This is a genomic window from Pseudomonas sp. 18175 (assembly GCF_050432925.1).
In the GTDB taxonomy this organism is placed as follows: domain Bacteria; phylum Pseudomonadota; class Gammaproteobacteria; order Pseudomonadales; family Pseudomonadaceae; genus Aquipseudomonas.
Genome location: NZ_JBKFTO010000018.1, coordinates 62,382 through 88,639 on the forward strand (window position 1 = coordinate 62,382; position 26,258 = coordinate 88,639).

Annotated in this window: 22 protein-coding genes and 1 pseudogene; 12 read left to right on the forward strand and 11 right to left on the reverse strand. The window is 60.2% G+C overall.

The genetic code is table 11. From position 1 onward, the window contains the following. Positions 1 to 10: 10 nt before the first annotated feature. The 3 genes from ACLD1Y_RS22425 to ACLD1Y_RS22435 all read left to right on the forward strand — a co-directional run bounded on the left by ACLD1Y_RS22425 (position 11) and on the right by ACLD1Y_RS22435 (position 5,906). Positions 11 to 1,792, forward strand: a complete 1,782-nt coding sequence (locus ACLD1Y_RS22425; protein WP_429480040.1) for a DUF1302 domain-containing protein — start codon at positions 11 to 13, stop codon at positions 1,790 to 1,792. A 26-nt stretch (positions 1,793 to 1,818) separates the two neighbouring features. Then, positions 1,819 to 3,177 (forward strand): DUF1329 domain-containing protein, encoded by a 1,359-nt coding sequence (locus ACLD1Y_RS22430; RefSeq protein WP_429479984.1) that lies wholly within the window; start codon positions 1,819 to 1,821, stop codon positions 3,175 to 3,177. A 239-nt stretch (positions 3,178 to 3,416) separates the two neighbouring features. Then, the gene (locus ACLD1Y_RS22435; protein WP_429479985.1) at positions 3,417 to 5,906 is read left to right on the forward strand and encodes a LuxR C-terminal-related transcriptional regulator; all 2,490 of its coding nucleotides are present in this window, start codon (positions 3,417 to 3,419) and stop codon (positions 5,904 to 5,906) included. Here the strand turns inward: ACLD1Y_RS22435 and ACLD1Y_RS22440 are convergent. After that, positions 5,903 to 6,778 carry a helix-turn-helix domain-containing protein gene (locus ACLD1Y_RS22440; protein ID WP_429479986.1) on the reverse strand — a complete coding sequence of 292 codons (876 nt, stop codon included), beginning with the start codon at positions 6,776 to 6,778 and terminating at the stop codon, positions 5,903 to 5,905. The two genes, ACLD1Y_RS22435 and ACLD1Y_RS22440, sit on opposite strands and share 4 nt — an antisense overlap. A 138-nt stretch (positions 6,779 to 6,916) precedes the next feature. Between ACLD1Y_RS22440 and ACLD1Y_RS22445 the strand changes: the two genes are divergently transcribed. Continuing rightward, a complete protein-coding gene (locus ACLD1Y_RS22445; RefSeq protein ID WP_429479987.1) occupies positions 6,917 to 7,819 on the forward strand; it encodes a DMT family transporter in 903 nt (300 codons plus the stop codon). A gap of 109 nt (positions 7,820 to 7,928) precedes the next feature. On the opposite strand, the gene norR is transcribed toward ACLD1Y_RS22445, so the two are convergent. Continuing rightward, complete coding sequence (gene norR, locus ACLD1Y_RS22450) at positions 7,929 to 9,452, reverse strand: nitric oxide reductase transcriptional regulator NorR (protein WP_429479988.1); 1,524 nt, start codon at positions 9,450 to 9,452, stop codon at positions 7,929 to 7,931. Between the two features lie 147 nt (positions 9,453 to 9,599). On the opposite strand from norR, the gene hmpA reads away from it, so the two are divergent. The 8 genes and pseudogenes from hmpA to ACLD1Y_RS22490 form a co-directional block, all read left to right on the forward strand. Beyond that, entirely contained in the window at positions 9,600 to 10,781 is a 1,182-nt protein-coding gene (gene hmpA / locus ACLD1Y_RS22455) for an NO-inducible flavohemoprotein (protein WP_429479989.1), read from the forward strand. Between the two features lie 212 nt (positions 10,782 to 10,993). After that, complete coding sequence (locus ACLD1Y_RS22460) at positions 10,994 to 11,500, forward strand: disulfide bond formation protein B (RefSeq protein WP_429479990.1); 507 nt, start codon at positions 10,994 to 10,996, stop codon at positions 11,498 to 11,500. Positions 11,501 to 12,293: 793 nt separating this feature from the next. Then, entirely contained in the window at positions 12,294 to 13,235 is a 942-nt protein-coding gene (cyoA, locus tag ACLD1Y_RS22465) for a ubiquinol oxidase subunit II (RefSeq protein WP_429479991.1), read from the forward strand. Between the two features lie 3 nt (positions 13,236 to 13,238). Beyond that, positions 13,239 to 15,257, forward strand: a complete 2,019-nt coding sequence (cyoB, locus tag ACLD1Y_RS22470; RefSeq protein ID WP_429479992.1) for a cytochrome o ubiquinol oxidase subunit I — start codon at positions 13,239 to 13,241, stop codon at positions 15,255 to 15,257. Positions 15,258 to 15,260: 3 nt separating this feature from the next. Then, positions 15,261 to 15,887 (forward strand): cytochrome o ubiquinol oxidase subunit III, encoded by a 627-nt coding sequence (locus ACLD1Y_RS22475; RefSeq protein ID WP_017734786.1) that lies wholly within the window; start codon positions 15,261 to 15,263, stop codon positions 15,885 to 15,887. Further along, positions 15,887 to 16,222: a cytochrome o ubiquinol oxidase subunit IV gene (gene cyoD, locus ACLD1Y_RS22480; protein ID WP_429479993.1), complete on the forward strand. Its 336-nt coding sequence runs from the start codon at positions 15,887 to 15,889 to the stop codon at positions 16,220 to 16,222. The genes ACLD1Y_RS22475 and cyoD overlap by 1 nt, the downstream gene beginning before the upstream one ends. 11 nt (positions 16,223 to 16,233) lie before the next feature. Beyond that, positions 16,234 to 17,121 carry a heme o synthase gene (gene cyoE / locus ACLD1Y_RS22485; RefSeq protein ID WP_034100500.1) on the forward strand — a complete coding sequence of 296 codons (888 nt, stop codon included), beginning with the start codon at positions 16,234 to 16,236 and terminating at the stop codon, positions 17,119 to 17,121. A gap of 169 nt (positions 17,122 to 17,290) precedes the next feature. After that, positions 17,291 to 17,596 (forward strand): annotated as a pseudogene (locus tag ACLD1Y_RS22490) (aminotransferase); the annotation flags it as partial. Positions 17,597 to 17,746: 150 nt separating this feature from the next. Here the strand turns inward: ACLD1Y_RS22490 and ACLD1Y_RS22495 are convergent. The 9 genes from ACLD1Y_RS22495 to ACLD1Y_RS22535 all read right to left on the reverse strand — a co-directional run bounded on the left by ACLD1Y_RS22495 (position 17,747) and on the right by ACLD1Y_RS22535 (position 26,089). Next, the gene (locus ACLD1Y_RS22495) at positions 17,747 to 18,451 is read right to left on the reverse strand and encodes a hypothetical protein (RefSeq protein WP_429479994.1); all 705 of its coding nucleotides are present in this window, start codon (positions 18,449 to 18,451) and stop codon (positions 17,747 to 17,749) included. Between the two features lie 502 nt (positions 18,452 to 18,953). Continuing rightward, positions 18,954 to 20,099: a hypothetical protein gene (locus tag ACLD1Y_RS22500; RefSeq protein WP_429479995.1), complete on the reverse strand. Its 1,146-nt coding sequence runs from the start codon at positions 20,097 to 20,099 to the stop codon at positions 18,954 to 18,956. 69 nt (positions 20,100 to 20,168) lie between these two features. After that, a complete protein-coding gene (locus ACLD1Y_RS22505) occupies positions 20,169 to 21,533 on the reverse strand; it encodes a hypothetical protein (protein ID WP_429479996.1) in 1,365 nt (454 codons plus the stop codon). A gap of 204 nt (positions 21,534 to 21,737) precedes the next feature. After that, entirely contained in the window at positions 21,738 to 22,382 is a 645-nt protein-coding gene (locus ACLD1Y_RS22510) for a response regulator (protein WP_429479997.1), read from the reverse strand. Beyond that, entirely contained in the window at positions 22,379 to 23,056 is a 678-nt protein-coding gene (locus ACLD1Y_RS22515) for a sensor histidine kinase (RefSeq protein WP_429479998.1), read from the reverse strand. Before ACLD1Y_RS22515 ends, ACLD1Y_RS22510 begins: the two co-directional genes overlap by 4 nt. A 121-nt stretch (positions 23,057 to 23,177) precedes the next feature. Continuing rightward, positions 23,178 to 23,420 (reverse strand): response regulator transcription factor, encoded by a 243-nt coding sequence (locus ACLD1Y_RS22520; protein WP_429479999.1) that lies wholly within the window; start codon positions 23,418 to 23,420, stop codon positions 23,178 to 23,180. Next, positions 23,353 to 23,625, reverse strand: a complete 273-nt coding sequence (locus tag ACLD1Y_RS22525) for a response regulator transcription factor (protein ID WP_429480000.1) — start codon at positions 23,623 to 23,625, stop codon at positions 23,353 to 23,355. The genes ACLD1Y_RS22520 and ACLD1Y_RS22525 overlap by 68 nt, the downstream gene beginning before the upstream one ends. A gap of 46 nt (positions 23,626 to 23,671) precedes the next feature. Then, positions 23,672 to 24,922: a 2-aminoadipate transaminase gene (locus ACLD1Y_RS22530; RefSeq protein WP_429480001.1), complete on the reverse strand. Its 1,251-nt coding sequence runs from the start codon at positions 24,920 to 24,922 to the stop codon at positions 23,672 to 23,674. 153 nt (positions 24,923 to 25,075) lie between these two features. Continuing rightward, on the reverse strand, positions 25,076 to 26,089 hold the full coding sequence (locus ACLD1Y_RS22535; protein ID WP_429480002.1) for a diguanylate cyclase: 1,014 nt from the start codon (positions 26,087 to 26,089) through the stop codon (positions 25,076 to 25,078). Between the last annotated feature and the right edge of the window lie 169 nt (positions 26,090 to 26,258).

A 26,258-nucleotide genomic window follows, 5' to 3' on the forward strand; every position in this document is an offset into this window, starting at 1 on the left:
AAAAACAACAATGCGCGCCATCTTCACGCCACAGGCGCTGGCCGCTGCGGTTGCATTGGGTTGCTGTGCCCAGGCACAGGCTGTTTCGTTCAACATTGGCGAGATCGAAGGGCAATTCGACTCCTCGCTGTCGGTCGGCGCGAGCTGGGGCATGCGTGATGCCGACAAGAAACTGGTGGGCACCGTCAACGGTGGCACCGGGCAGGCGTCTACCGGGGATGACGGTCGGCTGAACTTCAAGAAGGGTGAAACCTTCTCCAAGATCTTCAAGGGCCTGCACGACCTGGAACTCAAGTACGGCGATAGCGGCGTGTTTGTGCGCGGCAAGTACTGGTACGACTTCGAGTTGCAGGACGAAGACCGCGAGTTCAAGCAGATCAGCAATCACCACCGCGACGAGGGCGCACGCTCCTCCGGCTATGAATTGCTCGACGCCTTCGTCTATCACAACTATTCCATCGGCGATCAGCCGGGCAACGTGCGTCTGGGCAAGCAAGTGGTCAGTTGGGGGGAAAGTACCTTTATCGGCAACTCCATCAACAGCATCAACCCCATCGACGTCTCGGCTTTCCGCCGCCCCGGTGCAGAGATCAAGGAAGGGCTGATCCCGGTGAACATGCTGTTCGCCTCCCAGAGCCTGACCAACCAGCTGACGGTGGAAGGCTTTTACCAGTTGAACTGGGAAAACACCGTTTTGGATAACTGCGGCACGTTCTTTGGTGGGGACGTGGCGGCCCATGGGTGTAATGGTAACTACACCGTGGGTAGCCCGACGGTTGCGCCATTGCAGCCTGTGGCTGCGGCGTTCGGGCAGGGTTTTGAGGTGACGAACGAGGGCGTGATTGTGCAGCGCGCACGGGATCGTGATGCGCGTGACGGCGGCCAATTCGGTACAGCGTTGCGTTGGTTGGGGGACGACACCGAATACGGCCTGTACTTTATGAATTACCACAGCCGCACGCCTACGGTGGGTACGATCACCAATAACTCTAACGCGGCGACGATGGCCGCTATCCGTAACCTGGCCAACGCCCTGCGACCCGACCTCCTGCCTGGCGCCGGGCTGGTCACCAGCACGATGCTCGGTCGTGGCCAGTACTACCTTGACTACCCGGAAGATATCCGCCTTTTCGGCGCCAGTTTCTCCACAACGTTGCCCACCGGCACGGCGTGGACCGGCGAGATCAGCTACCGCCCTAACGCTCCGGTGCAACTCAACACCACCGACCTGACCCTGGCGCTGATCAACCCCACGTCCGGCCAATTGGCCTCACCCATCCGCAGCAACTTCGGCGACGACAACAAAGGCTACCGCCGCAAGGAAATCACCCAGATCCAAAGCACCATGACCCAATTCTTCGACCAAGTGCTGGGCGCCGAACGCCTGACCCTGGTGGGCGAGGCGGCCTACGTGCACGTCGGCGGGCTGGAAGACAAATCCAAGCTGCGTTACGGCCGCGACTCGGTCTACGGTGCCTACGGTTTCCAAGGCGACACCGACGGCTTTGTCACCGCCAACTCCTGGGGTTACCGCGCTCGCGCCATCCTGGACTACAACAACGCGCTGTTCGGGGTGAACCTCAAGCCCAACCTGTCGTGGTCCCATGACGTGGCCGGCTACGGCCCCAACGGTCTGTTCAACAAAGGCGCCAAGGCCATCAGCATTGGCGTGGATGCGGACTACCGCAGCACCTACACCGCCAGCCTGAGCTACACCGACTTTTTTGGTGGCGACTACAACACCCTGACTGACCGTGACTTCCTCGCCCTCAGCTTTGGCGCGAACTTCTGATTTGGCTTAAAGAAGGACAAGACTCTATGCGTAAGATATTTGCGGTAATGGCCCTCAGCCTGCTGGCAGTCAATGTGATGGCCGCTGTGTCACCGGAAGAAGCCGCCAAGCTCGGCACCACTCTGACCCCGGTGGGCGCCGAAAAAGCCGGCAACGCCGATGGCTCGATCCCGGCCTGGACCGGCGGCATCCCCAAAAACGCCGGCGCCGTGGACAGCAAGGGCTTCCTGGCCGACCCGTTCGCCAATGAAAAACCGCTGTTTGTGATCACTGCCGCCACCGTCGACAAGTACAAAGGCAAACTCTCCGACGGCCAGGTGGCGATGTTCAAGCGCTACCCCGAGACCTACAAGATCCCGGTGTACCCGACCCACCGCACGGTCAACCTGCCGCCGGAGATCTACGAGTCGATCAAGCGCAGTGCGCTGAACGTCAAGCCGATCAACGATGGCAACGGCCTGGAAAACTTCACCGGCAACCGTTACTACGCCTTCCCGATTCCCAAAAATGGCGTGGAAGTGCTGTGGAACCACATCACCCGCTACCACGGCGGCAACCTGCGCCGCATCATCACCCAGGCCACCCCGCAGACCAACGGCAGCTACACGGCGATCCGCTTCGAAGAAGAAGTGGCAGTGCCGCAACTGATCCCCGACATGGACCCGGCCAAGGCGGCCAACGTACTGACCTTCTTCAAACAATCGGTGACCGCGCCGGCGCGCCTGGCGGGCAACGTGTTGCTGGTGCACGAAACCCTCGACCAGGTGAAAGAGCCGCGCCTGGCATGGATCTACAACGCCGGCCAGCGCCGCGTGCGCCGTGCGCCGCAAGTGGCGTATGACGGGCCGGGCACTGCGTCCGACGGCCTGCGTACCTCGGATAACTTCGACATGTTCTCCGGTGCCCCCGACCGCTACGACTGGAAACTGGTGGGCAAGAAGGAGATGTACATCCCTTACAACAGCTACAAACTGGACCAGCCAACCCTCAAGTACGACGACATCATCAAGGCCGGCCACATCAACCAGGACCTGACCCGCTACGAGCTGCACCGCGTGTGGGAAGTGGTCGGCACGGTCAAGCCGAGCGAGCGGCACATCTACGCCAAGCGCCACATGTACATCGACGAAGACAGCTGGCAAGTCGCGCTGGTGGACCACTACGACGGCCGTGGCCAACTGTGGCGTGTTGCCGAAGGCCATGCGCAGTTCTACTACGACCACCAGACCCCGGCCTACACCGTGGAAACCCTCTACGACATCATCGCCGGCCGCTACATCGCCCTGGGCATGAAGAACGAAGAGAAGAGCAGCTTCGTGTTCGGCTTCCAGGCCAAGGCGGCGGACTACACCCCGGCGGCGCTGAGGTCTGAAGGCATCCGCTAACCTTGAGCTGAAATGCAATCAAGTGTGGGAGCGGGCTTGCTCGCGAAAGCGGTGGGTCAGTCGAAGAATCAGGCGACTGACACTCCGTATTCGCGAGCAAGCCCGCTCCCACATGGAGTTGTGCATACCTTAATTTTAATGTCGTTCAATCACCCCGCTGAATACTCCTTCAACAACCGCCAACCACAGGACTAGGGTAGGCGCCAGGTTGCAAAACAATAAGAAAGCAGGATGCAGCAATGACCGCCATGACACGCTGCCTGGACCGTCCTGGATTCATGCCACGGCTGTCCTCCCATCATTTGCTGCGCCCGCGCCTGGCCGCGCCATTGTTGGCGGCGCAGGCCCGGGTCAGGTTGCTGTGCGCCCCCGGTGGAAGCGGCAAGAGTGCATTGCTGGCCGAATGCGCATTGCAGGCGCCCACCGGTTGCCTGGTGTACTGGCTGCCCCTCAATGGCGTGGCCTTGAGCCCCCTCGATGTATGCCTGCGCCTGGCGCAAAGCCTGGGCCTTTCGTTCACCGATGAAGCCACCTTGTTGCTGGACTTGGGCCGCTGGCAAACCCCGGCCTGGCTGTTCCTCGACGATTTCTGCCGCCTGCCCGCACCCGAAACCGACGCCTTGCTCGACCGCCTACTCACCGCCAGCAGCCCGGCGCTGACCTGGTGGCTGGGGGCGCGGCGCCGCCCGCTGTGCAACTGGCCGCGCTTGCTATTGGATGATGAGTTGCTGGAGTGCGGCGCGGAGCTTGCCTTCAGCCCGGCCGAGATCCAGCAACTGTTGCCGGGACAGCCCATCGACGGCGTGCTGCAGTTCAGCGCCGGCTGGTGTGCCGGTGTGCGCATCGCGTTGCTGGGGGACGGCCATCCGGAAAAGACCTTGCTGGACTACCTGCAACACGAACTGTTCAGCACCTTGCCCGCCGAACTGGCCGAAGCCTGGCGCGTGTTGGCCCACCTGCCGCGTTTCAACGCGGGGCTGTGCGAGCACCTGTTCGGTTTTGGCGACGGTGACCAGTACCTGCGGGACTTGCAGCTCCTCGGTGCGTTTATCCAGCCGTGGGAAGACACCGACTGGCTGCAGGTTTTTCCGCCCCTGGCCCATTTGCTACGCGATGAACCCTGGCCGGCCAAGCGCTCCTGGCACCGGCGTGCGTGCCAGTGGTTCACCGCCGAACAGGACTGGCAGGCCGCCTTCGAGCAGGCGCTGCTGGCCGAAGAATATGAAGTGGCGGTGAGCCTGTTGCAGCACTTCACGTTCGAAGACCTGTTCCGTCAGCAGAACGCGGTGCTGTTATTGCGCCTGCATGAACAGCATGGCGACGAATTGCTGCTCGGCTCGGCTCAGCTTGTGGGGCTGGTCACTGCGGCGCTGTTGTTTGCCGGGCGTTTCGAGCAGGCCGCGCAGTGTATCGACCAGTTGGCACGGTTTGCCCCGCAACCCACGGCGGCGCTGCAACGCTACTTGCTGGCCCGCTGGCAGGCGCAATGGGGTTGGCTGCTGCACCTGAGCGGCGATGCCGAACGTTCCCGCGTGCATTTTCTGGAGGCGCTGCAAGCCTTGCCTGACAGCGCCTGGACATCGCGGCTGATGTGCCTGTCGGGGCTCACTCAACAAGCCTTGCTGCGCGGTGAACTGGACGTGGCCCAGTCGCTCAATCGCGAGGCGTTGTGCCTGGCCCGCGCCCAGGGTTCGTTGCTGGAGGCGTTGTTGGAACTGGACCATGCGCAACTGCTGGAGCAACGCGGCGCGCCGTATCGGGCACAAGCCCTGCTGGAAAACGTGCAAGGGATCTTGCTCCAGCAGCACCTCAAGGGCGGGCCGTTGGTAGGGCGCATCGCCCTGCGGCGTGGGCACTTGGCGCTGCGCCAGGGCCAGGACAGCCTGGCCGCCGAGTGTTTCCACACCGGCTTGACGATGTGCCTGCACAGCCAGGACAAACGCGTGCTCTACGGGTTTCTTGGCCTGGCCTTGCTGGCCGCCAACCGTGGCGATTATGCCCAGGCGTTTCTCCAGCTGCGCGAGGCCGAACGCCTGATGCAGCAACGCCAAGTGCCGGACACGGTGTACCGCGCCGTGCTGTTGCTGGTCAGCGGGCACCTCTGGTTGCAGCAGGGCCGCGCCGAGTTGACCGTGGAGGCCGTGCGCCGCGTGCTGCGCCACTTCCGTGGGCCCCAGGGCAAACAAGCACCACCGGCCACCCTGGAGCTGATCCCGCGTCTTGAATACCTGTTGGTGTTGGCGGAAGTGAAGTTGGGCTGCGCTGAACAACCCATTTCGCGGCTGACGACCTTGCTGGAGATCACCCACCAGCGCGGCATGCTGTGCCTCGAAACTGAACTGCATCTGGTGCTGGGAGAAGTGGCCTGGCAACTGGGCGACGCCGCCTTGGCGCGGCGTTCGCTGCAAGCCGGGCTGGCACTGGCAGCGCGTTGCCAGGTACAGCAAGCCATTCGCGAACTGCGCCTGCGGTCACCGGGTTTGCTCTGTGAACTGGGCCTGGAGCCCCAAACCGCAACGCCGGGCGCGGTGGAGAGTCCCCTCAGCCAGCGCGAGTTGGAAGTGCTGCAACTGATCGCCTTGGGCAACTCCAACCTGGAAATCGCCGACCGTTTGTTTATCTCCCTGCACACCGTCAAGACCCATGCGCGGCGCATCCATAGCAAGCTTGGGGTGGAGCGGCGCACCCAGGCGGTGGCCAAGGCCAAAACCTTGGGCTTGATGGTTTAGCCGCAGAACGCCTGGCGGTATTCCCCGGGCGTGGCGCCCATGGCCTGGCGGAAACGATGGGTGAAGTGGCTGGCGCTGGAAAAACCGCAGATCAAGGCGACCTCACTCAAGGCCAGGGTGCCGCTGCGCAACAGGGCCTGGGCGCGGGTGAGTCGGCGGGCCAGCAGGTACTGGTGCGGCGGCAGGCCGAAGCTTTGGCGAAACATTCGCGCAAAATGGTATTCGGACAGCGCGCACATACCCGCCAGTTGGCCCAGGCTGATGGGCTCTTCCAGGTGCTGGTCGATGAACTCCACCAACCGCCGCCGTTGGTGCGTGGCCAACCCGCCTTTCAAGCGCAACCCGTCGCGGGCACCGACCTGGCTGAGCAGGGTATGGCTGAGCATTTCATGGGCCAGGCTGCTGGTGAGCAGGCGCTCGGCGGGTTCGTGCCAGTTCAGCGCGATCAACTGGTGAAAGCGCCGGGCTTGGCTGACGTCTTCCAAAAAGGTGCTTTCGCGCAGTTGCAGGGTGCGCGGTTCGCGGTCCAGCAGGGTCACGCAGCCCAAGGCAAATTGCTCCGGGCTGAAATACACGTGGGCCAGGCGGATCTCGCCGTTGATCACCCAGGCCGACTGATGCTCGGCCGGCAGGATGCACAACTTGTCAGGCCCGCCCTTGGTGCCCGGCTGGTCACGCCGGAACGTGCCGGTGCCACCGCCGATGTAACACGACAAGGTGTGATGGCTCGGCGCCTGGTAGTTCTGGGCATCGTGGTGGTTGCTCCACAAGGCCGCAGACAAGCCGTCACCGAGCTCGGCGCAGGCCTCAAGGCGTGCGTTGGGCGAGCGGTTAAGGGCTTGAAAGACTTGCAACGATTCCAGATCAGGCATGGTGAGTACTCTCCGACGCCTTGCATCCTACTCCGCGATGCTGGCGTTGTGATCCCGCGGCCCGACAAAAGCGCAAGATTGTGCAAGAGCGCGCCCGGAGTTCAGGGCAACACTGTGGCTCAATCGATGGAGCCCGCTATGAACCTTTCCCTGTATTTACTCACCGTGCTGATCTGGGGCACCACTTGGATCGCCCTTAAATGGCAGTTGGGGGTGGTGGCGATTCCTGTGTCCATCGTCTATCGCTTTGGCTTGGCCGCGCTGGTGCTGTTTGTGCTGTTGCTGGTGAGCCGCAAGTTGCAGGTGATGAACCGGCGCGGGCATTTGATTTGCCTGGCCCAGGGGCTGTGCCTGTTTTGCGTGAACTTCATGTGCTTTCTGACGGCCAGCCAGTGGATCCCCAGCGGCCTGGTGGCGGTGGTGTTTTCCACGGCCACGCTGTGGAACGCGCTGAATGCCCGAGTGTTTTTCGGCCAGCGGGTGGCGCGCAATGTGTTGATGGGCGGCGGCCTTGGCCTGGCGGGCTTGGGGTTGCTGTTCTGGCCGGAGCTGGTGGGGCACACCGCCAGCCCGCAAACCTTGCTCGGCTTGGGCCTGGCGTTGCTGGGGACCATGTGTTTCTCGGCGGGCAACATGCTCTCGAGCCTGCAACAAAAGGCCGGGCTCAAGCCGCTGACCACCAATGCCTGGGGCATGGCCTACGGTTCGGCGATGCTGGCGACCTACTGCGCGGTGCGCGGCATTCCGTTTGAGATGGACTGGAGCGCGCGGTATATCGGCGCGTTGTGGTACCTGGTGATTCCGGGCTCGGTGATTGGCTTTACGGCGTACCTGACCCTGGTGGGGCGCATGGGGCCGGAGCGTGCGGCGTATTGCACGGTGCTGTTCCCGGTGGTGGCGCTGAATGTGTCGGCGTTTGCCGAGGGTTATCAGTGGACCGGGCCGGCGCTGGTTGGGTTGGTGCTGGTGATGCTGGGGAATGTGTTGGTGTTCAGGAAGCCTAAGCCTGTGACCCCAATCCTCACGACACAGCAAATCTAATGTGGGAGCGGGCTTGCTCGCGAAATCGGTGGGTCAAATACACATGCTTCGACTGACACACCGCATTCGCGAGCAAGCCCGCTCCCACACTTAAGACCGGTTGATCCTGCTATTTCATTCCAAGCCGCTTGGCCATGCGCCCCAGATTGGCACGGTCCAACCCCAACTCACGGGCCGCACTGGCCCAATTGTGATCGTGGCGCTCCAGGCAGGCGCTGATGATCTGGCGCTGAAAGTGCTCGGTGGCCTGGCGTAGGTCGCCGGTGACGATGGGTGTCGGTTCAGTGTGTTTCTCGATCATCGGCGCGCTGACGTCGGGCAAGTCCAGGTCCTGAGCGCTCAGGCTGAGTATCTTCGGCCGCTCGCGGCAATTGCCCAGGGCCTTGAGCGCACTGCGGCCGATCAAATGCTCCAGCTCGCGCACATTGCCCGGCCAGTTGTAAGCCAGCAGCGCCGCCTGGGCATCGCTGGTCAGGCGCAGGCTGCCAAGGCCCATGCGTGAGCGGTTCTGTTCGAGGAAGTAGCCGGCCAGCAGCAACACATCCCGGCCGCGCTCGCGCAGGGCCGGCACTTGCAGCGGATAAACGCTGAGGCGGTGATAGAAGTCGGCGCGGTAGCGGCCGTTGCGTACTTCATCGGCTAGGTCGCGGTTGGTGGCGGCGATCAGGCGCACATCCACCCGGTGTTCCTTGTCCGAACCTAAGCGCTGCAACTGGCCGCTTTGCAGCACCCGCAGCAGCTTGGCCTGCACGCTCAGGGACAGCTCGCCCACTTCATCGAGGAATAAAGTGCCGCCATTGGCCAGTTCGAATTTGCCGCGACGTTCGTTCAGCGCGCCGGTAAAGGCACCGCGTACATGGCCGAACAGCTCGCTTTCCACCAAGGTTTCCGGCAGGGCTGCGCAATTGAGGCTGATCAGTGGTTTGTCGGCGCGGGCTGAGGCGGCATGAATCGCCTGGGCCACCAACTCCTTGCCCACCCCGGTTTCGCCAGTGATCAACACCGTGAGGTCGCTGCCGCCCACCAGCTTGATTTCTTCCACCAGGCGCTTGTGGGGCTTGCTCTGGCCGATCATTTCCTTGTGCTGCTGGCCGCTGGCCTCACGGTAGATTTCCGCACGCAGGGTCAGGTTTTCGATGCGTTGGGCCACCTTGACGGTGGCGGCGGCCAGGCTGGCGAAGGCTTGCAGGGCGTCCAGTTCGACACGTTCGAAGCGTTCGGTGTCGAGGGCGTCCAGGGTCAACAGGCCCCAGGGCTGATCGTCGACAAACAGCGGGCAGCCCATGCAGTCATGGACTTCCAACTGACCATGCACACCGGCGACCAGGCCGTCGTAGGGGTCGGGCAGTTCGCTGTCGCTGTCAAACCGGGTGGGGCCAGGGCTGCTCATTAGCGCGGCAAATCGAGGATGCTCGCTGACCTTGAAGCGCCGGCCCAGGGTGTCGGGGCTCAAGCCATCCACCGCCAGCGGCACCAACCACTCGCCATCCAGGCGCAACAGCGCGGCGGCATCGCACGGCAGCAGGGCGCGCATGGCTTCCAGCAGGCGGCGGTAGCGTTCGCTTTCGGGCAGTTCGCGGGACAGGTCGGCGACCAGGGGGAGGAGGGTGGTGAGCAGCGATTGCGCAGTCATAATGACTCCTTGTAGTCCTTGTGACTATACGTTGTAGGAAGTCATACTGACTACAACACTTGTAAATTATTGATAAATAACGATTTATAAGTTGGCACGAATGCTGAGTAAGCAAAGGCAATCAGTAAAGAAGCCCAGGAGGCTCCCATGCTTAGTGCCCAAGACCGTGCCATCGTCAAATCCACCGTGCCCCTGCTGGAAAGCGGCGGCGAAGCGCTGATCACCCATTTCTACCGCATGATGCTGTCCGAGTACCCCGAGGTGCGCCCGCTGTTCAACCAGGCCCACCAGGCCAGCGGTGACCAGCCCCGTGCCCTGGCCAATGGCGTGTTGATGTATGCACGGCACATCGACCAACTGGACCAGTTGGGTGACCTGGTGGCCAAGATCATCAACAAGCACGTGGCCCTGCAGATTCTGCCGGAGCATTACCCCATCGTCGGTGCGTGCCTGCTGCGCGCCATCTCCGAAGTGCTGGGCAGCGAGATCGCTACACCTGAGGTGATGAGTGCCTGGGGCGCGGCCTATGGCCAACTGGCGGATATCCTGATCGGCGCGGAAACCGCGATCTACGAAGAGAAAGCCCAGGCCCCCGGTGGCTGGCGCGGTGCACGAGCGTTCACGGTGGTCAAACGCGTGGAGGAGAGCGACGAGATCATCTCCTTCTACTTTGCCCCTGTGGATAACGGCGCGATTCTGGCGGCCGCCCCCGGCCAGTACATCGGCATGAAGCTGGTACTGGACGGCGAAGAAGTACGCCGCAATTACTCCCTGTCGGCCCTGACCGATGCGGGCCTGTACCGCATCAGCGTCAAACGCGAAGCCGGTGGGCGAGTGTCCAACCACCTGCATGACCAGGTGCATGTGGGCGCGACCATCGACCTGTTCCCGCCCTCGGGGGAATTCACCCTGGCGGCCAGTGACAAACCGTTGGTGCTGATCAGTGGCGGCGTGGGCATTACGCCAACCTTGCCGATGCTGGAGGCGGCCTTGGCCACACAGCGGCCGGTGCACTTTATCCACTGTGCGCGTAATGGTGGCGTGCATGCGTTCCGTGACTGGGTGGACGGCTTGGCGACGCAGCATCCGCAGCTCAAGCGCTTTTATTGCTACGCCGAGGATGATGGCGTGAGCCCGGCGGCGGACAAGGTGGGCTTGCTGAGCCAGGAGCAACTGGCAGCGTGGCTGCCCGAGCAGCGCGATGTGGATGCGTACTTCCTGGGGCCTAAGGGTTTCATGGCCGCGATCAAGCGCCACCTCAAGGCGCTGGGTGTGCCGGAGAAGCAGAGTCGGTATGAGTTCTTTGGTCCTGCGGCGGCTCTGGAGTAACGCGGTCAAAAATGTGGGAGCGGGCTTGCTCGCGAAAGCGGTGGATCAATCTCCTAATGTATTGGCTGATACGCCGCCTTCGCGAGCAAGCCCGCTCCCACATTTGGCTCTGTGTTCCTTCTGATTAATCTCCTGTTAACCCCCTTCTGTTTAAACCACTCTCTGTGTGTAAACTTGCGGCCATTGGCACGACCAAACAAAGGGAAACGGAGATGAGTGACGAATTGCGTTTAGGCAGGGAGCGGCGCTTTCTGGTGTTGCTGGGCATCATCTGCCTGGCGCTGATCGGCGGTGCGCTTTATATGCAGGTGGTGCTGGGCGAGGCGCCGTGCCCGCTGTGCATCCTGCAACGCTATGCCTTGCTGTTGATTGCGATCTTCGCGTTTATCGGCGCGGCGATGCGCCGTAAAGGCGCGATCACGCTGTTTGAAGGCCTGGTGGTGCTGAGTGCCCTGGGCGGCGTGGCGGCGGCGGGTCACCATGTGTACACCCAGTTCTTCCCGCAGGTGAGCTGCGGGGTCGATGTGTTGCAACCGATCGTCGATGAGCTGCCACTGGCCAAGGTGTTCCCGCTGGGCTTCCAGGTTGATGGCTTCTGCAGCACGCCTTATCCGCCGGTGCTGGGCCTGTCCCTGGCGCAGTGGGCGCTGGTGGCATTTGTGCTGACGGTGATCCTGGTGCCCCTGGGCATCTATCGTAATCGTCAACGCAACGCCTGAGCCGATCATCGCAAACGCCCCGGCGCTTCCTGAGGGAAGCCCGGGGCGTTTTCGTTTGTAGGGTTTTGTGAACAGAGCGTGACGTAGGGCAATTTGAGGTGCGCGCAGCGTGCGACATGTTGTCACACGGAGCTTGCCGCAGGACGTTTCTGACCCGCCAAAGCGGCGCTTAAATTTGCACCCGGCGCCTAAATTGTGCTGTCAGTTCGTCGTTTGCGCGCCCTCGCGAAGTGCGCGCGGCGTGCGTCATTCAGTGATGTCTGAATGCCTTGTTTTATGGGGGGTTGGATGGGTTTTGCATGCCCTTACAGGGTGTAAGGGCTGGCGCAGGTCACCCTATAACACGGCAATTTTTGTGGTTTTTGTTGAGAATCGAACGCGATAAGATCGCGAACCTTTGCAATATTGGTGAAGGATTATTGCTGTAATCGATAAAAATTATTTCTTTATAAGACATGGTTTATACATCGCTAGCTAACTACAATCGCCCGCACTGAATGTCCGGTGCTGTTCAATATTTGAGCACTGGAGCGGTCGAGGGGCAGATGGATGGCTCTGTGCGACCCCAAGGTTCCGGCAGCCTTTCAACTATCCGCACCAAATGGAATTGGTCTGTAACAAGGCCTTTAACCACGAAATCGAATAAGAACTCACCGCAGGTCCGTGAAACGTAGCTTTATGGCGTGACGGACAGGCTCTTATTCAATCGAAGAGAAATGCCAACCCTTGGCAGGGTGAAGTGTTGGCGATCAAAACCCAACTGCATTGCGCAAGCTGCTTTAGAGGTCGTGAGATGAGTAAAAACAGGTACCCCCGATTACTAGGCTTTTTGCCGCTGCTTGGCATGATGTTAATGCTGGGAGGCTGCAAGTGGACCTTGCTGGACCCAAAAGGACAGGTCGGTCTGGATCAACGAAACCTGATCATCACCGCTACCCTGCTGATGTTGCTGGTCGTGGTCCCTGTGATCATCATGACCTTCGCCTTCGCCTGGAAATACCGCGCGTCGAACACCAGCGCGACCTACGCGCCTAAGTGGTCGCACTCCACCAAGATCGAAATCGCGGTGTGGCTGGTCCCGATCCTCATCATCATCGCCTTGGGTTACATCACCTATAAGTCGACCCACGAGCTGGACCCTTACCGTCCGCTGGAATCCGACGTCAAGCCGATCAACATCGAAGTGGTCGCGCTGGACTGGAAGTGGCTGTTCATCTACCCGGACCTGGGTATCGCCACCGTCAACGAGATCCAGTTCCCGGAGAACACTCCGCTTAACTTCCGGATCACCTCCGACGCGGTGATGAACTCGTTCTTCATCCCTGCTCTGGGCGGCCAGATCTACGCGATGGCAGGCATGCAGACCCGTCTGCACCTGATCGCCAACGAAAAAGCCGAAATGGAAGGCATCTCCGCCAACTACAGCGGCGCTGGCTTCACCGGCATGAAATTCAAAGCGATCTCGACGAGCCAGGAAGACTTCAACGCCTGGGTAGCCGAAGTCAAGGCCGCACCTAAACAGCTTGATCAAGCTGAATACGATGCCCTGACCAAACCAAGCCAAAACAACCCTGTCGCCCTCTACTCCACGTACGAGCCGAACCTGTTTCAGAAAATCGTCGATAAGTACGAAGGTATGAAACCAGGCAAGCCGGTCAAGCACGAGAAGAAAGAAGTGGCCGCGGTTGAAGGTTCTGACACGGGCTCGCATTCAACTGCTGGGGCAGAGGAGTAAACGATGTTTGGTAAATTAAGTTGGGATGCCATCCCGTTCCACGAGCCGATTGTGATGATTACCATCGCCATGATCGCGCTGGGTGGTCTGGCACTGTTTGCAGCAATCACTTATTTCAAGAAGTGGACCTACCTGTGGACCGAGTGGCTGACGTCGGTCGACCACAAGAAAATCGGCGTCATGTACATCATCGTGGCCATGGTCATGCTGCTGCGTGGTTTCGCCGACGCCATCATGATGCGTACCCAGTTGGCCATGGCCACCGAGGGTTCGCCTGGCTACCTGCCACCTGAACACTATGACCAGATCTTCACCGCCCACGGTGTGATCATGATCATCTTCATGGCGATGCCATTCTTCACCGGCCTGATGAACCTTGCAGTGCCGCTGCAGATCGGCGCGCGTGACGTTGCCTACCCGTTCCTGAACTCCCTGAGCTTCTGGCTGCTGGTTTCCGGCGTGGTGCTGATCAACGTATCCCTGGGCGTCGGCGAATTCGCCAAGACCGGTTGGGTTGCGTATCCGCCGCTGTCGGGCATTCAGTACAGTCCTGGCGTGGGTGTGGACTACTACATCTGGGCGCTACAGCTATCAGGGCTGGGGACGACGCTGACGGGGGTCAACTTCCTGGCCACCGTCCTGAAAATGCGCGCCCCTGGCATGAAACTGATGGACATGCCGATCTTCACCTGGACCTGCACCTGGGCAAACGTCCTGATCGTGGCTTCGTTCCCGATCCTGGCCGCTACCATGGCGCTGCTGTCGCTTGACCGTTACCTGGATTTCCACATTTTCACCAATGAACTTGGTGGCAATCCAATGATGTACGTGAACCTGTTCTGGGCATGGGGTCACCCTGAGGTGTACATCCTGATCCTGCCAGCGTTCGGTATCTTCTCCGAAGTGATCTCGACCTTTACCGGCAAGCGCCTGTTCGGTCACCACTCGATGGTTTACGCATCGGGCGCGATCTCTGTACTGGGCTTCATGGTTTGGCTGCACCACTTCTTCACCATGGGTTCGGGGGCCAGCGTCAACGCCTTCTTTGGCCTGGCGACCATGCTGATTTCCATCCCGACGGGGGTGAAGCTATTTAACTGGCTATTCACCATCTACCACGGCCGTTTGCGTATCACCAGCCAGGTTCTGTGGACCCTGGGCTTCATGGTGACCTTCGCCATCGGCGGCATGACCGGCGTACTGCTGGCCATCCCGGGTGCTGACTTCGTACTGCACAACAGCCTGTTCGTGATCGCGCACTTCCACAACGTGATCATCGGTGGTGCTGTATTTGGCTACATCGCAGGTTTCAGCTTCTACTTCCCGAAAGCGTTCGGCTTCAAGCTGCACGAAGGTTGGGGCAAGGCTGCATTCTGGTTCTGGATCTCGGGCTTCTTCGTCGCGTTCATGCCGCTCTATGCACTGGGCTTCATGGGCATGACCCGTCGTCTGAACGCCACTACCAACCCTGAGTGGGTACCGTACCTGTACGTTGCCATGTTCGGTGCGGTGATGATCGCTGTGGGTATCGCCTGCCAGCTGATCCAGCTGTACGTGAGTATCCGTGACCGTAAGCAAAACGCTTGCGACTCCGGCGACCCATGGAATGGCCACACCCTGGAATGGTCGACCTCGTCGCCACCGCCGTTCTACAACTTCGCCGTGATCCCGACTGCGAACACCATTGATGCGTTCACCGAAGCCAAGGAAGACGGTACTGCGTACCAGAAGCCGGCTAAATATGAACCGATCCACATGCCAAGCAACACCGCCACTGGCGTGGTGATGGGCGGCCTGTTGACCGTGTTCGGTTTCGCGATGATCTGGCACATCTGGTGGCTGGCAATCGTGAGCCTGGTTGGCACTATCGGTTACTTCATCGTTCACGCAGCCCGTGACGATCAAGGCTACATGGTGCCGGTCGAAGAGATCGAACGCATCGAAGCCGAGCAGCACGCTCGCCTGGTAGCCGAGAAGAAGATCCCGGCCAACCGTGTTGAAACCTCGTTGGAACAGGCTTAAACCATGTCGAACTTAGTGACCAATGCTGGACACGCCCATGTCGATGACCATGGGCACGATGACCATCACCACGACTCGGGGCCGATGACCGTTTTCGGTTTCTGGCTCTACCTGATGACCGACTGCATCTTGTTTGCGTCGATCTTCGCGGTGTACGCGGTACTGGTAAACAACGTAGCGGGTGGCCCGTCGGGCCACGACATCTTCGAACTGCCTTACGTGCTCGGCGAAACCGCCTTGCTGTTGTTCAGCTCGATCACCTACGGCTTCGCCATGTTGGCCTTCTACAAGGGCAACAAGAAAGGCGTACTGAGCTGGTTGGGTCTGACCTTCCTGTTCGGCCTGGGCTTCATCGGCATGGAGATCAACGAGTTCCACCTGCTGATCTCCGAAGGCTACGGCCCGCACCGTAGTGGCTTCCTGTCCGCGTTCTTCACGCTGGTAGGCACCCACGGTCTGCACGTAACTGCCGGCCTGCTGTGGATGGCGGTGATGATGTATCAGGTCAATAAGCACGGCCTGACCAACACCAACAAGACTCGCCTGAGCTGCCTGAGCCTGTTCTGGCACTTCTTGGACGTGGTCTGGATCTGCGTATTCACCGTTGTCTACCTGATGGGGACTCTGTAATGGCTAATGCACACTCCCATGACAGCCACGATGCCAGCCACGGCAGCGTCAAGTCGTACGCTATCGGCTTCATCCTGTCGGTCATCCTGACCCTGATCCCGTTCGGCCTGGTGATGTACCCAACCTTGCCGAAGTCGATCACCTTGATGATCGTTCTGGCGTTCGCGGTGATCCAGGTTCTGGTTCACCTGGTGTACTTCCTGCACCTGGACCGCTCCGAGGCCCAGCGTGAGAACGTGATTGCGTTTGTGTTCGCAGGTCTCGTAATCCTGCTGCTGGTTGGCCTGTCGATATGGATCATGTTCAGCATCCATACGTTCATGATGGCGAAGTGAGGTAAGACCCGATGTCGCTTAAGCACTTTATCCAAATCACCAAACCGGGGATCATTTTCGGTAACGTGCTTTCTGTGGCGGGCGGTTTCTTCCTGGCCTCCAAGGGGCATGTCGATCTGGCCATCTTCCTGGCTGCAATGATCGGCACGTCCCTGGTGGTCGCTTCCGGATGTGTGTTCAACAACTGCATCGACCGTGACATCGATATCAAGATGGAGCGCACCAAGAACCGCGTGCTGGTGCAGGGCCTTATCTCCCTGAAGCTGGCACTGGTCTACGCGACCGTCCTGGGTGTTGCCGGCGTGGCGTTGTTGTACAAGGTGGCCAACCCGTTGGCGGCGCTGTTTGCCGTGATCGGCTTTGTCATCTACGTCGGTCTCTATAGCCTGTACCTCAAGCGCAAGTCGGTTCACGGCACGCTGGTGGGCAGTCTGTCGGGGGCGATGCCGCCGGTGATTGGTTATGTGGCTGTGACCAATAGCTTCGACATGGCCGCGCTGACGCTACTGGTGATGTTCAGCCTGTGGCAGATGCCGCACTCCTACGCCATTGCGATCTTCCGCTTCAATGACTACCTGGCGGCGTCCATTCCGGTTCTGCCGGTAAAACGTGGCATCCAGGTGGCCAAGAAACACATCCTGCTGTACATCCTGGCCTTCCTTGTGGCGACCTTGATGTTGACCTTCAGTGGCTACGCCGGCATGAGCTACCTTGCCGTCGCCGCCGCCATGGGCATGTACTGGTTGTACATGGCCTGGACCGGCTACAAGGCGGTGGATGACACCGTTTGGGCGCGCAAGCTGTTCGTGTTCTCGATCTTCACCATCACCGCGCTGAGCGTGATGATGTCCCTGGATTTCCAAGTGCCGAAAGAGCTGTTGCTGACCTACGCCCACTGAGGGGTAACGCAGTGAAAGAGCCCCGCCTTCGAGAGAAGCGCGGGGCTTTTTCTTGGGCGCTCGGTTAAATCGTCTGGCGATAGTCTCGTCATACCCCTGTGTACGAGCTGTGCGAATCCATCTCGCCCTCACAAGGATTAGTCAAATGGTCAGCGTTAGTCGTCGGTCCCTTTTCGCCCTGGCCGCGTTGTTTGCCGAGCAGCAAGGCATCGCCGAGGAACAGGTGGCGGTGTTTGCCGGTTCCATGGCCGCCCTGCGCTACGCGGTGTTGGCGTTTACCGATGAAACCCATGGGCTGGTGATGGCCACACCGTCTTAAGAAGTGCCGCGTTAGGCGGCCGAGTCGAACAAGGCGCCGGTCAAGGAAGTGGACCTGAACGCCGAGCACGCCCACGACGTACCGGCCATGCTCGCCGTCGATTCCCAGGCGGGCATGCTGTACCTGTGCAACCCCACCGGCACCGTTACGCCTACGGGTGACGGTGGGGAACAAGCGGGAGATAGCGCGGTTTCGGGAGGTGTTTGCTGCGAAAATTGAACAAGTTAGCTGACACAACACAGTTCAAAATGTGGGAGCGGGCAAGCCCGCTCCCACAATGGGTTTAGCGGTGTTGCTGAGAATGCGTTATTGCTGCGCGATGCTGTACCCGTCAAACGCACTCTGCTGCTGCAGCGCAGTGATCACGCTCTTGCGGTTCAGTGGCTGCTCGGCCCCTGAGTTATCCACAAAGCTTTCCACTTCCAGCTCGGCTTCATCGCCTTCACCCACAAAGCTGAAACCCAGGAACTCGAACGCCTCGCGGTCTACGTTCAGCTTGGAGCGCGGCGTGCGCAACGGCAGGGTGACGCTGGTGCCATCCTTGCTGATCACAAACACTTCGGCTTCTTTCTTGGGGCGTGCGGCCTTGCTCTTGCCCGAGCTTGGGTTGCTGATGGCCAGGTGGCTTTGGTTCAGGACTTTCAACGCCAGGCCGTAGACCAGCTCCTGGAACTCGGGGTCATCCTTAAAGCTGGACAAGATGCGGCTGATGGAGAACTTGCTGCTCAGGTCTTCCAGGGCGATGTTGTCGGCGGCCTCGGCATCCTTGAGTTGCTTGAGCTGGCCCATCAGCTCGTAGGCCTTGTCGTCGTCGAAGGCATCATGAGCCTGACGGATGGCCACGCGCAGTTCGCGGATCTGGTCGCTTTCCTTGGAGGTGTGGAACGCGTCCAGCACCATCTCGCTGATGATCTTGGCCGCTGGCACATGCTGTGAAAGATTGATGGCGTTTTCGTATTCAGCTTTGGACGGCAAGGCGACTACGGATTCTTCGTGGTGGGAATCAGACATTGAAATTTCACTTCAGTAAACGGGGGACAAAAAAGCGTCGGGCATTTTCAGGGGGGAGGGGGATCAGGTCAAGGCGTGGCCGAAGGGCGGCAAGCCGGTGCAAGCGTGGTAGTGAGGCGAAGGCCAAAAAAACAGGGAGCCTCTCGGCTCCCTGACAGCTTTTTATGGGTAGCTGATTGAGTCGATCGAGCAACTCGATTTATTACTCTCATAGCTGTTGGGGCGTACCTGCCACACGCCTCCTTGGTTCACTCCCAACCACATGGCTATCGCGATAATCAGCGTGGCGTCGTGGACGTGTTTGTCCTGACGCCAGCAAACCTTTTGTTGAGTGCCGCTAACCTGCTGTTCGAATTTTTCCTGGCAATATTTAGGCATGATTGAATCCTCGTGTTTAGCGCAATGACGCTTTTTCCGGTTTAGACGTGAGGTGTTTCAAGAGGGGGGTGTTTTGTTCATCGCAGTCCTCCTTGATAGCTGGGTGTGAAGCACATCGTCAAAATCACTGCGCTGTTGGGGTACAGACCACCCCTAGCAGAACCGGCACGCTGGAGTCGGCCGCGTTGAAATGCAGGTCCACCTGGCTGGTATTGTTCACAGCCGCCGTGCGGACACTCGGGGTTACGTCAAATGGGCCGATGCGCCTGATATGGCTGGCTAGCTGTTGGGCCAGTGGCCCATTGCTTGCGCGCACTGTCAGACGGGGTTGAAAGCCGATCACAGCGCGGGTCGGCAGTAATTCCAGAGAGCCGCCAGTCGAGAGAAAGGGCGGTGCGCCGGTTGGCAGCGGGTAAACCTCGGCATTAAAAAAACGCAGGTCGAGCCAGGTCGAGGCGCTCAGTGCAAAGCTGCCAAAAGCACTCATGTCCAGGCTTATGCTCAGCGACAGGGGCTGAGTGAGGGCAAGCGTTGGCGTCACCGTGGTCGCCACTTGGAAAAAAGCCGGCCATGGGCTGCTGCCCAGTAACACGCTTGCGGTGCTCTGCACGGGAGTGGGTAGGCCCATGCTCAGTTGTTCGACCAAATGGATCGGGCTATCGGCGCTATGGCTCAGCCAAGTTGCAAATGTCGCGCTCCAGTTTTCCAGCACATAACCAGGGCAGAGGAACGGCGGCGCAGCGTCGCTCATTTGCGCCCACATATTGCTCTCGACTTTTTCGGGTTGGGATGCCAGCCAGCACTGGTTCAACGCGGCCGCGATAGCGGGTGCCTGAGGACCGAGCGTCGATAGCAACTGCTGGTGCGCGCTGGCCAAGGGGTCGGTGGACGTCTTGAAAAGGGGGGTTGCACGGGCCGCCGGTGGGGCTGCCAGGCGTGCGCTGATCAACTGTCGGTAGTGTTCGAAATCACCCGCGGCGGCACCGGATGCGAATGCCAGCATCGGCGGCTGCGCGGCACGCTGCAATAGATAACTCAAATAGATCCAGTACGCACTGAACACACCGCTTTGGGCCGCGTAGGTGGCATTGGGCGTCGGGATACCATTACCCAGCAGGTAAATACACCAATTGCGTATGTCACCGACCGGGCTGCCCAGCGCGCTGAAGGTGTTGACCGCTGCCACTGAAAACACTTCGTTCGGCATCAGCCCCGCCTGGCGCGACAAGGCCTGGGTGTAGAGCTGCCATAGGGATTGGTCCGTCAACATGCGCGTATCTCCTGCTTTACACACCCATACACCGCAAGGCCGGGAGCCACGGGGGCTCCCGGCTGCACATCAAGCGCCCAGTTGTTGGCTGACCACTCCCAGCAGCACCGGTACGCTGGTGCTGACCGGGCCAATGGTCACCGAGGCCGATGCGTCATCCCATTGGATGTCTTGCTTGGTGCCATTGGCCGACCCCGAGATCGAGCCGATACGGAATGGGCCAATGCCGATTGACGCTGTGGTCTGGGCTTCCCAGCTGCTTTTCACATTGCTGTAGTCGCTGGACTTCATCTGCAGGATTACGGTGGGTTCAAAGCCCACTACCACCTGAGTCGCATACCTGGCCAGTGCACCATCCTCCCCAAAGAAGTCCGCAGACCCAGGGTTGAGTTGGTTGTGGTAGGTCGCCACCAATGCGCCCGAATCCCACCAGGTACCGGGTGAGATGATGAAGCTGCCAAACCCGGTGAATTTGACGGTCAGTGAGAAGTCACTGCTGGTGGTGTCGATGCTGGTTTTTTGCCCACTGGCAGAGCCGCTCGCGCTGAAGTTGAAAAAGTCGCCGAACAGGCTTACGTCTGTCGATGCGCCCCAGCCTGACTCATCCAGGTTGTAGGTAGCCGTACTGGACGTAATGGAAATGGTGGCTCCGGCGCTGGTCTGCCCTGCCACACTGTTGGCTTGCCATTCTGCGTATTTGGTGGCGAAGGCTTGCAGGGAGTAGGAGGGGGCCAGCGAAGAGACCAGCGACGAAGCCGGCGGCGGGGTAGTGCCGCCGATAACGACCGGCTGAGAGCCTGGTGGAGCGATAGAACCCGAGGTGATCGCCATATTGAAGGCGTTTTGCCCGATCAGGCTTTGCGCGCCGTTGATACCCACCTTGGTCCGGGCTTGCTGCAGCACTGAGTACCCTGGGCCATACAGTTTGACCATCAGCGTATCCAGATTATTGGCCGCGCCGATCAGTTGGTTATTGGCCGTCACGTAGCCGGGATAGCTCTGCACCACCCATGTTGAAAAAGCTGGGAAGGGCGCCGAACCGACCGCCTTGAAGTTGGTGTACTGCTGGATCGCCTGGGTCATTGTGTTGTTGAACGCCGTTTGCGCCGTGTTCAGGGCGGTCGTTGCCAGGTTCAACTGACTGGTCAGGTTGGGGTTGGGCAATGCACCAAGGTTGATACTGTCGAGGAACACGGCATAGCTGCTAAGCAGCCCACCGCCGGCGGTATAGGACGGGCTATTGGCCGGCACCACATCGCCCAAGCCATGAATGTAGTAATTGACGATGGTGGGGTCGGCGTTCCCCAGGTCGATATTCAGGGTGGTGGAGCCGGCACTGAATTGCTGGCCATTTCCCAGTCCGCCCGGCAGTGCCGTGGCTTGTACTGCGCCCATCCATTTAGTCCACAGGTCCAGCGTGTCAACGTTAGCCATGTCATCGAGCTCCAAATCGGTTGAGTTAACCGAGCACCGCAGCACCCGCCACGGTCTCCGAGGACGCTCAGTGCACGGGGTTGCGTACACTGAGCGCCGGGTTCCATGGTGGTTGTCGTGGGCAAGCAACGCACTGTGTGCAATGCTGATTTTCAGGCTCAAAAAAGCTGATTCGCTGTCGGTACAACTACCGATAGGGCCTGTTCAAATCAGCCCTTCGCGCAGGGCATAGCGGGTCAACTGCGCGATGCCCTTGAGGTTTAGCTTGGCCATGATGTGTTCGCGATGAGTACTCACGGTCTTGCTGCTTATGTGCATGCACTCGGCGATGGCTCGAGTGGTGCAACCGTCTACCAGCAGTTGCAGGATCTGTTTTTCCCGCGGGCTCAGAGGCGCTCCGGCCAGCCCATTGCGCTGGCTGGGGTGGCGGTTGACGGCCATGGCCGTGGCGACATCAGGCGACAGGTATACCCGCCCGCTGGCCACGGTACGCACGGCTTTGAGCAGTTCGTCACAGGCACACTCTTTGAGCAGATAGCCGCAGGCGCCCGCCTCCAGAGCCTGTGAGATTTTGCGCAAATCGCCGTGGGCCGACAGGCACAGCACACGCAGGTTCGGGGATTTCAAGCGCGCGCGGGATAAGGTATCCAGACCATTGAGCTGCGGCATCTCCAGGTCAAGAATCACCAGCTCTGGCTGTTGCTGGTCGATCTGCGACAGCGCTTGTAAGCCATCACCTGCCTGGCCCACGATGCTCATGTCGCGCTCCTGGCCAAGCAAGGCCATTAGCCCTTGGCGAAACAACTGATGATCGTCCACCAGCAAGATTCTCAGCGGCCCCCCACTCATGGTGCTCCCTCGCTCGTTTGGTCGAGCCGAGGCAGGCGAATACGTGCGCAGGTGCCGACGCCAGGCTGAGAGTCGATCTCCAATCGTGCCCCTATCTTGGCCAGTGAACCAGCGATGCTTTGCAAGCCAAAGCCACGGTTTTGCGTATCAAAACCCTGACCGCAGTCGGTAAGGGTCAGCACGACACAGTCCTGTTGGCAGGATGAACTTAAGAGTGCCTGATCGGCTCTGCTGTGCCGCCGCAAGTTGGCCAGCAGCTCCTTCAATCCGCGTATCACCGGGGTCAAGGCCTGGGGGGGAACTGCGGTCTTGGGGCCCTGCAGGTTCAATAGCACTGACGGTGAGCCGGGAAAGTGCTGGTGCATCTCCCGTACGGCGGCCCGCATGGCATCATCCAGCAAACCGTCGACGTTGGGCTGCGGACTGAGGTTGTGCACAAGCAGACGCAGCTCCCGACTGACTTCCTGAAGCTGGCGTCGCAGGTCTTGGAGTGTCGAGCGAACAGCTTGGCAGGCCTCATGCTGCTCAAGGCCGGCCAGGCACATGATTACCCACGCCAGTGTCTGGGCAGGGCGGTCGTGCAAGTCGTGGGCAATGCGTTGGCGCTCGCGGGTAATCGCGCAAATAACGGACAGGCTAGAGCGGCCTGCGCGTGGCTTTTTCTGACGTGACATTCCCTGTCTCCGTGCTGTCCCTGGTAATGATGCTTCGTCGTCCGATACTCCTTGCAACGGACGGCCGCTCACATGATTGGAGCGACGAACAGGCAGCGCAATACCGCCGATAGCGTAGATCTCAAGTTGACGCTGGCGGGTCAAGGCAGTAACGCAGCAGTTGTGTCAGGTTTTGCAGGCCCAGTTTTCGGTAAAGGTTTTGGCGGTGTTTGCGCACGGTCAGATCGCTGATGCCGAGGGCCTTGGCAATTTGCTTGCTGGTTTGGCCGCTGGCGATTCGATTCGCGACTTGCTGCTCACGTCGGGTCAACTGCGCCAATTTCGAAGGGGCGATTGGCGCAGCGCAGACGGCGTCGAAACTCAAGCTCCACGGCAAAAATCGCCAGTTGCACTGCCGTTTTAAGGCCGGTTTTCGTGAGGATGTTGCTGCGGTGTTTGCGTGCCGTCAGGGGGCTGATACTCAACTGCCTGGCAATGGCCTGGCAGTCCATGCCCAACCCGATCAACCGCAATATGCTTGATTCCCTGGGGGTTAGGTTTTGGCGCCCGACCGGGGGAATATTGGGCAAGGGATGGCCTGGCGGGTTGGGGAGGAACCCACGTTATAGCACCTAATCAGTCCAGCTTCTTCAGGCACGCCTCAAGGATATCCAGCCCTTGCTCCAACACCCCAGGCTCAGTGGTCAACGGCGCGAGCAAGCGGATGATATGCCGCGACTTGCCGCTGGGCATCAGCAGCAAACCCGCATCCCGCGCCAGGCTCAGCAGGTGCGCCAGTTGCTGGGGGGCGGGCGTACCGTCGGCGTTGACCAGTTCGATGCCACGCATGGCGCCGACACCGGTCAGGCGCCCGAGGAACGGCGAGATACCCTTGGCACGCCAGGCGTGATAACGGCTGACGATGGCCTCTTCCTGCTGCGTCCCCCAGGCCTTCAAGTGTTCATCGGTCATCGCATCCAGCGTGGCCATGGCGGCCGCACAGGCGATGGGGTTGCCGGAATATGTACCGCCCAGGCCACCTTTGGGCAGGTTGTCGAGCAACGCCTGGCGTCCGACCACCGCCCCCAGTGGCACGCCGCCGGCGATGCTTTTACCCAGCAGGATCAGGTCTGGCTCAATGCCCAGGCGCGAGAAGGCAAAGCGCTGGCCGGTGCGGCCAAATCCTGATTGGATTTCATCGGCAATCAACAGGATGTTTTTTTCGTCGCAAAAGCGCCGCAGCGCCTGGGCGAAGTCGACATCCAGGGCCAGGAAACCGCCTTCACCCTGCACCGGCTCGATGATGAAGCAGGCCACATCGTCAACGTCGATTTCCACGCTGAACAGGCGGTCCATGGCTTTGAGCGCTTCGGCGCAGTTCACGCCGTTGTCGGCACTGGGATAGGGCAGGTGATACACGGGGCCGGGTAGTACACCGACCTTTTGCTTGTAGGGCGCCACCTTACCGTTCAGGTTAAGGGTGGCCAGGGTACGGCCGTGGAACGCACCATCGAAGGCGATCACCGCTGTGCGCCCGGTGGCGCCGCGGACGATCTTCAAGGCGTTTTCGGCGGCTTCCGCGCCGCTGTTGGTGAGCATGCCGCTGACCGGGTAACCCACCGGAATGAAGGCGCAGAGGCGATTCATCAGCTCGATATAGGGCGCGTGAGGGGCGGCATTGAACGCATAGTGGGTCAGTTGGGTCGCTTGTTCACGGATCGCCGCGACCACGCCTGGGTGGCAATGGCCGAGGTTGAGCACGCCGATGCCGCCGACAAAATCGATATAACGTTTGCCCGTGGTGTCCCAGACCTCGGCGTTTTTACCGTGGCTAAGGCTGATGGGATGAACGATGGAAATCGACTGGCTGATGGTTTCGCGGCTCATGAATCGGGGACTCGGAAGTGGCGGGCTTTTTTCTATCTAAGCCGTAGGGCGGGTCCCGTCGCAAACGAAATAAAGTCGCTGGGTCATTCCAAATCGGAACGCGTGCTTAGCGAACGTGTACGGCGCCGGCACAACGCTCGACGGCTCCCACCCTCACTCCGAAACCCCATCCTTGCCCGCTGCCTTGGCGCGGTACAGCGCCTGATCGGCACGCGCCATCAAGGCGGCGGGGGACTCGCCCGGTTGGCGTTCGGCCACGCCCAGGCTCAGGGTGACGCTGAAATCGTCTTGCAGCGCTGCCGCCTTCAGCGTGTTACGGACAGTGGCCGCCATGGCCTTGGCCACTTCCAGTGAACTCTCCGGCAACACCACCATGAACTCGTCGCCTCCCCAGCGGGCCACCAGGTCGTCGGCACGCACGCAGCTTTCCAGGCATTCCACCACCCGCACCAGGGTCTGGTCGCCCACGCCGTGGCCGTAGCGGTCGTTGATCGGCTTGAAGTCGTCGATATCCATGGCGATCAAAGCCAGCGGCAGGCGAAAGCGTTGGGCGCGCTCGCATTCTTCCAGCAGCACTTTTTCCAGGCGATAGCGGTTGGCAACCAGGGTCAAGGTGTCCCGCTCGGCCAGAGAGCGGTTTTCATTCAGCTGCAATTGCAGTTGTTGATTGACCCGCGACAGTTCCCGCGTGCGCTCGGTCACCAGGGCTTCAAGGGATTGGTTACGTCGCTCCAGCTGTTCAATGGAGCATTTGCGCGCATGAATATCGCGATGGGCCCCCACCATCCGTGCCACCGAGCCATCGGCATTACGCGCAATCACATAGCCACGGTCTTCGATCCACAGGTAGCTGCCATCCTGTTTGCGGCAACGGTATTCGATCTGGTAATGGGGCGCGCGACGGTGGATGTAGTCATCAAACCGCGCCATCACCTTGGGGTAATCCTCGGGATGGATCACGTTTTCCCAGGTAAATACGTTGTTTTCCAGGGAGTGACGGGGGTAGCCCAGCATCGCGTACCAGCCCGGGTTGCGGTAGACGAAGCCGGTGTTGGCGTTCCAGTCCCAAATCCCATCGCTGACCAACTCCAGCACGGTGTGCAACATGTCGGCGTTGAGGTGAGAGAAATCGGTGTGCTGCGGATTATTGCCAGAAATATCGTCCATCTGCGTGCTCCCTGCCTGCACTGGCTTCCAAGGCCAGTCAAAATTGACACCGATACTTCGTGGCTGGAGCTACTGTACAACGGGGCTTGGGGGCTTTGAATAGGGGGCGTGTGATGCTTTTTTTAGGGTGGCAATGGGCTATTGCCTTGGAGTGGTACCCCGTTCATCT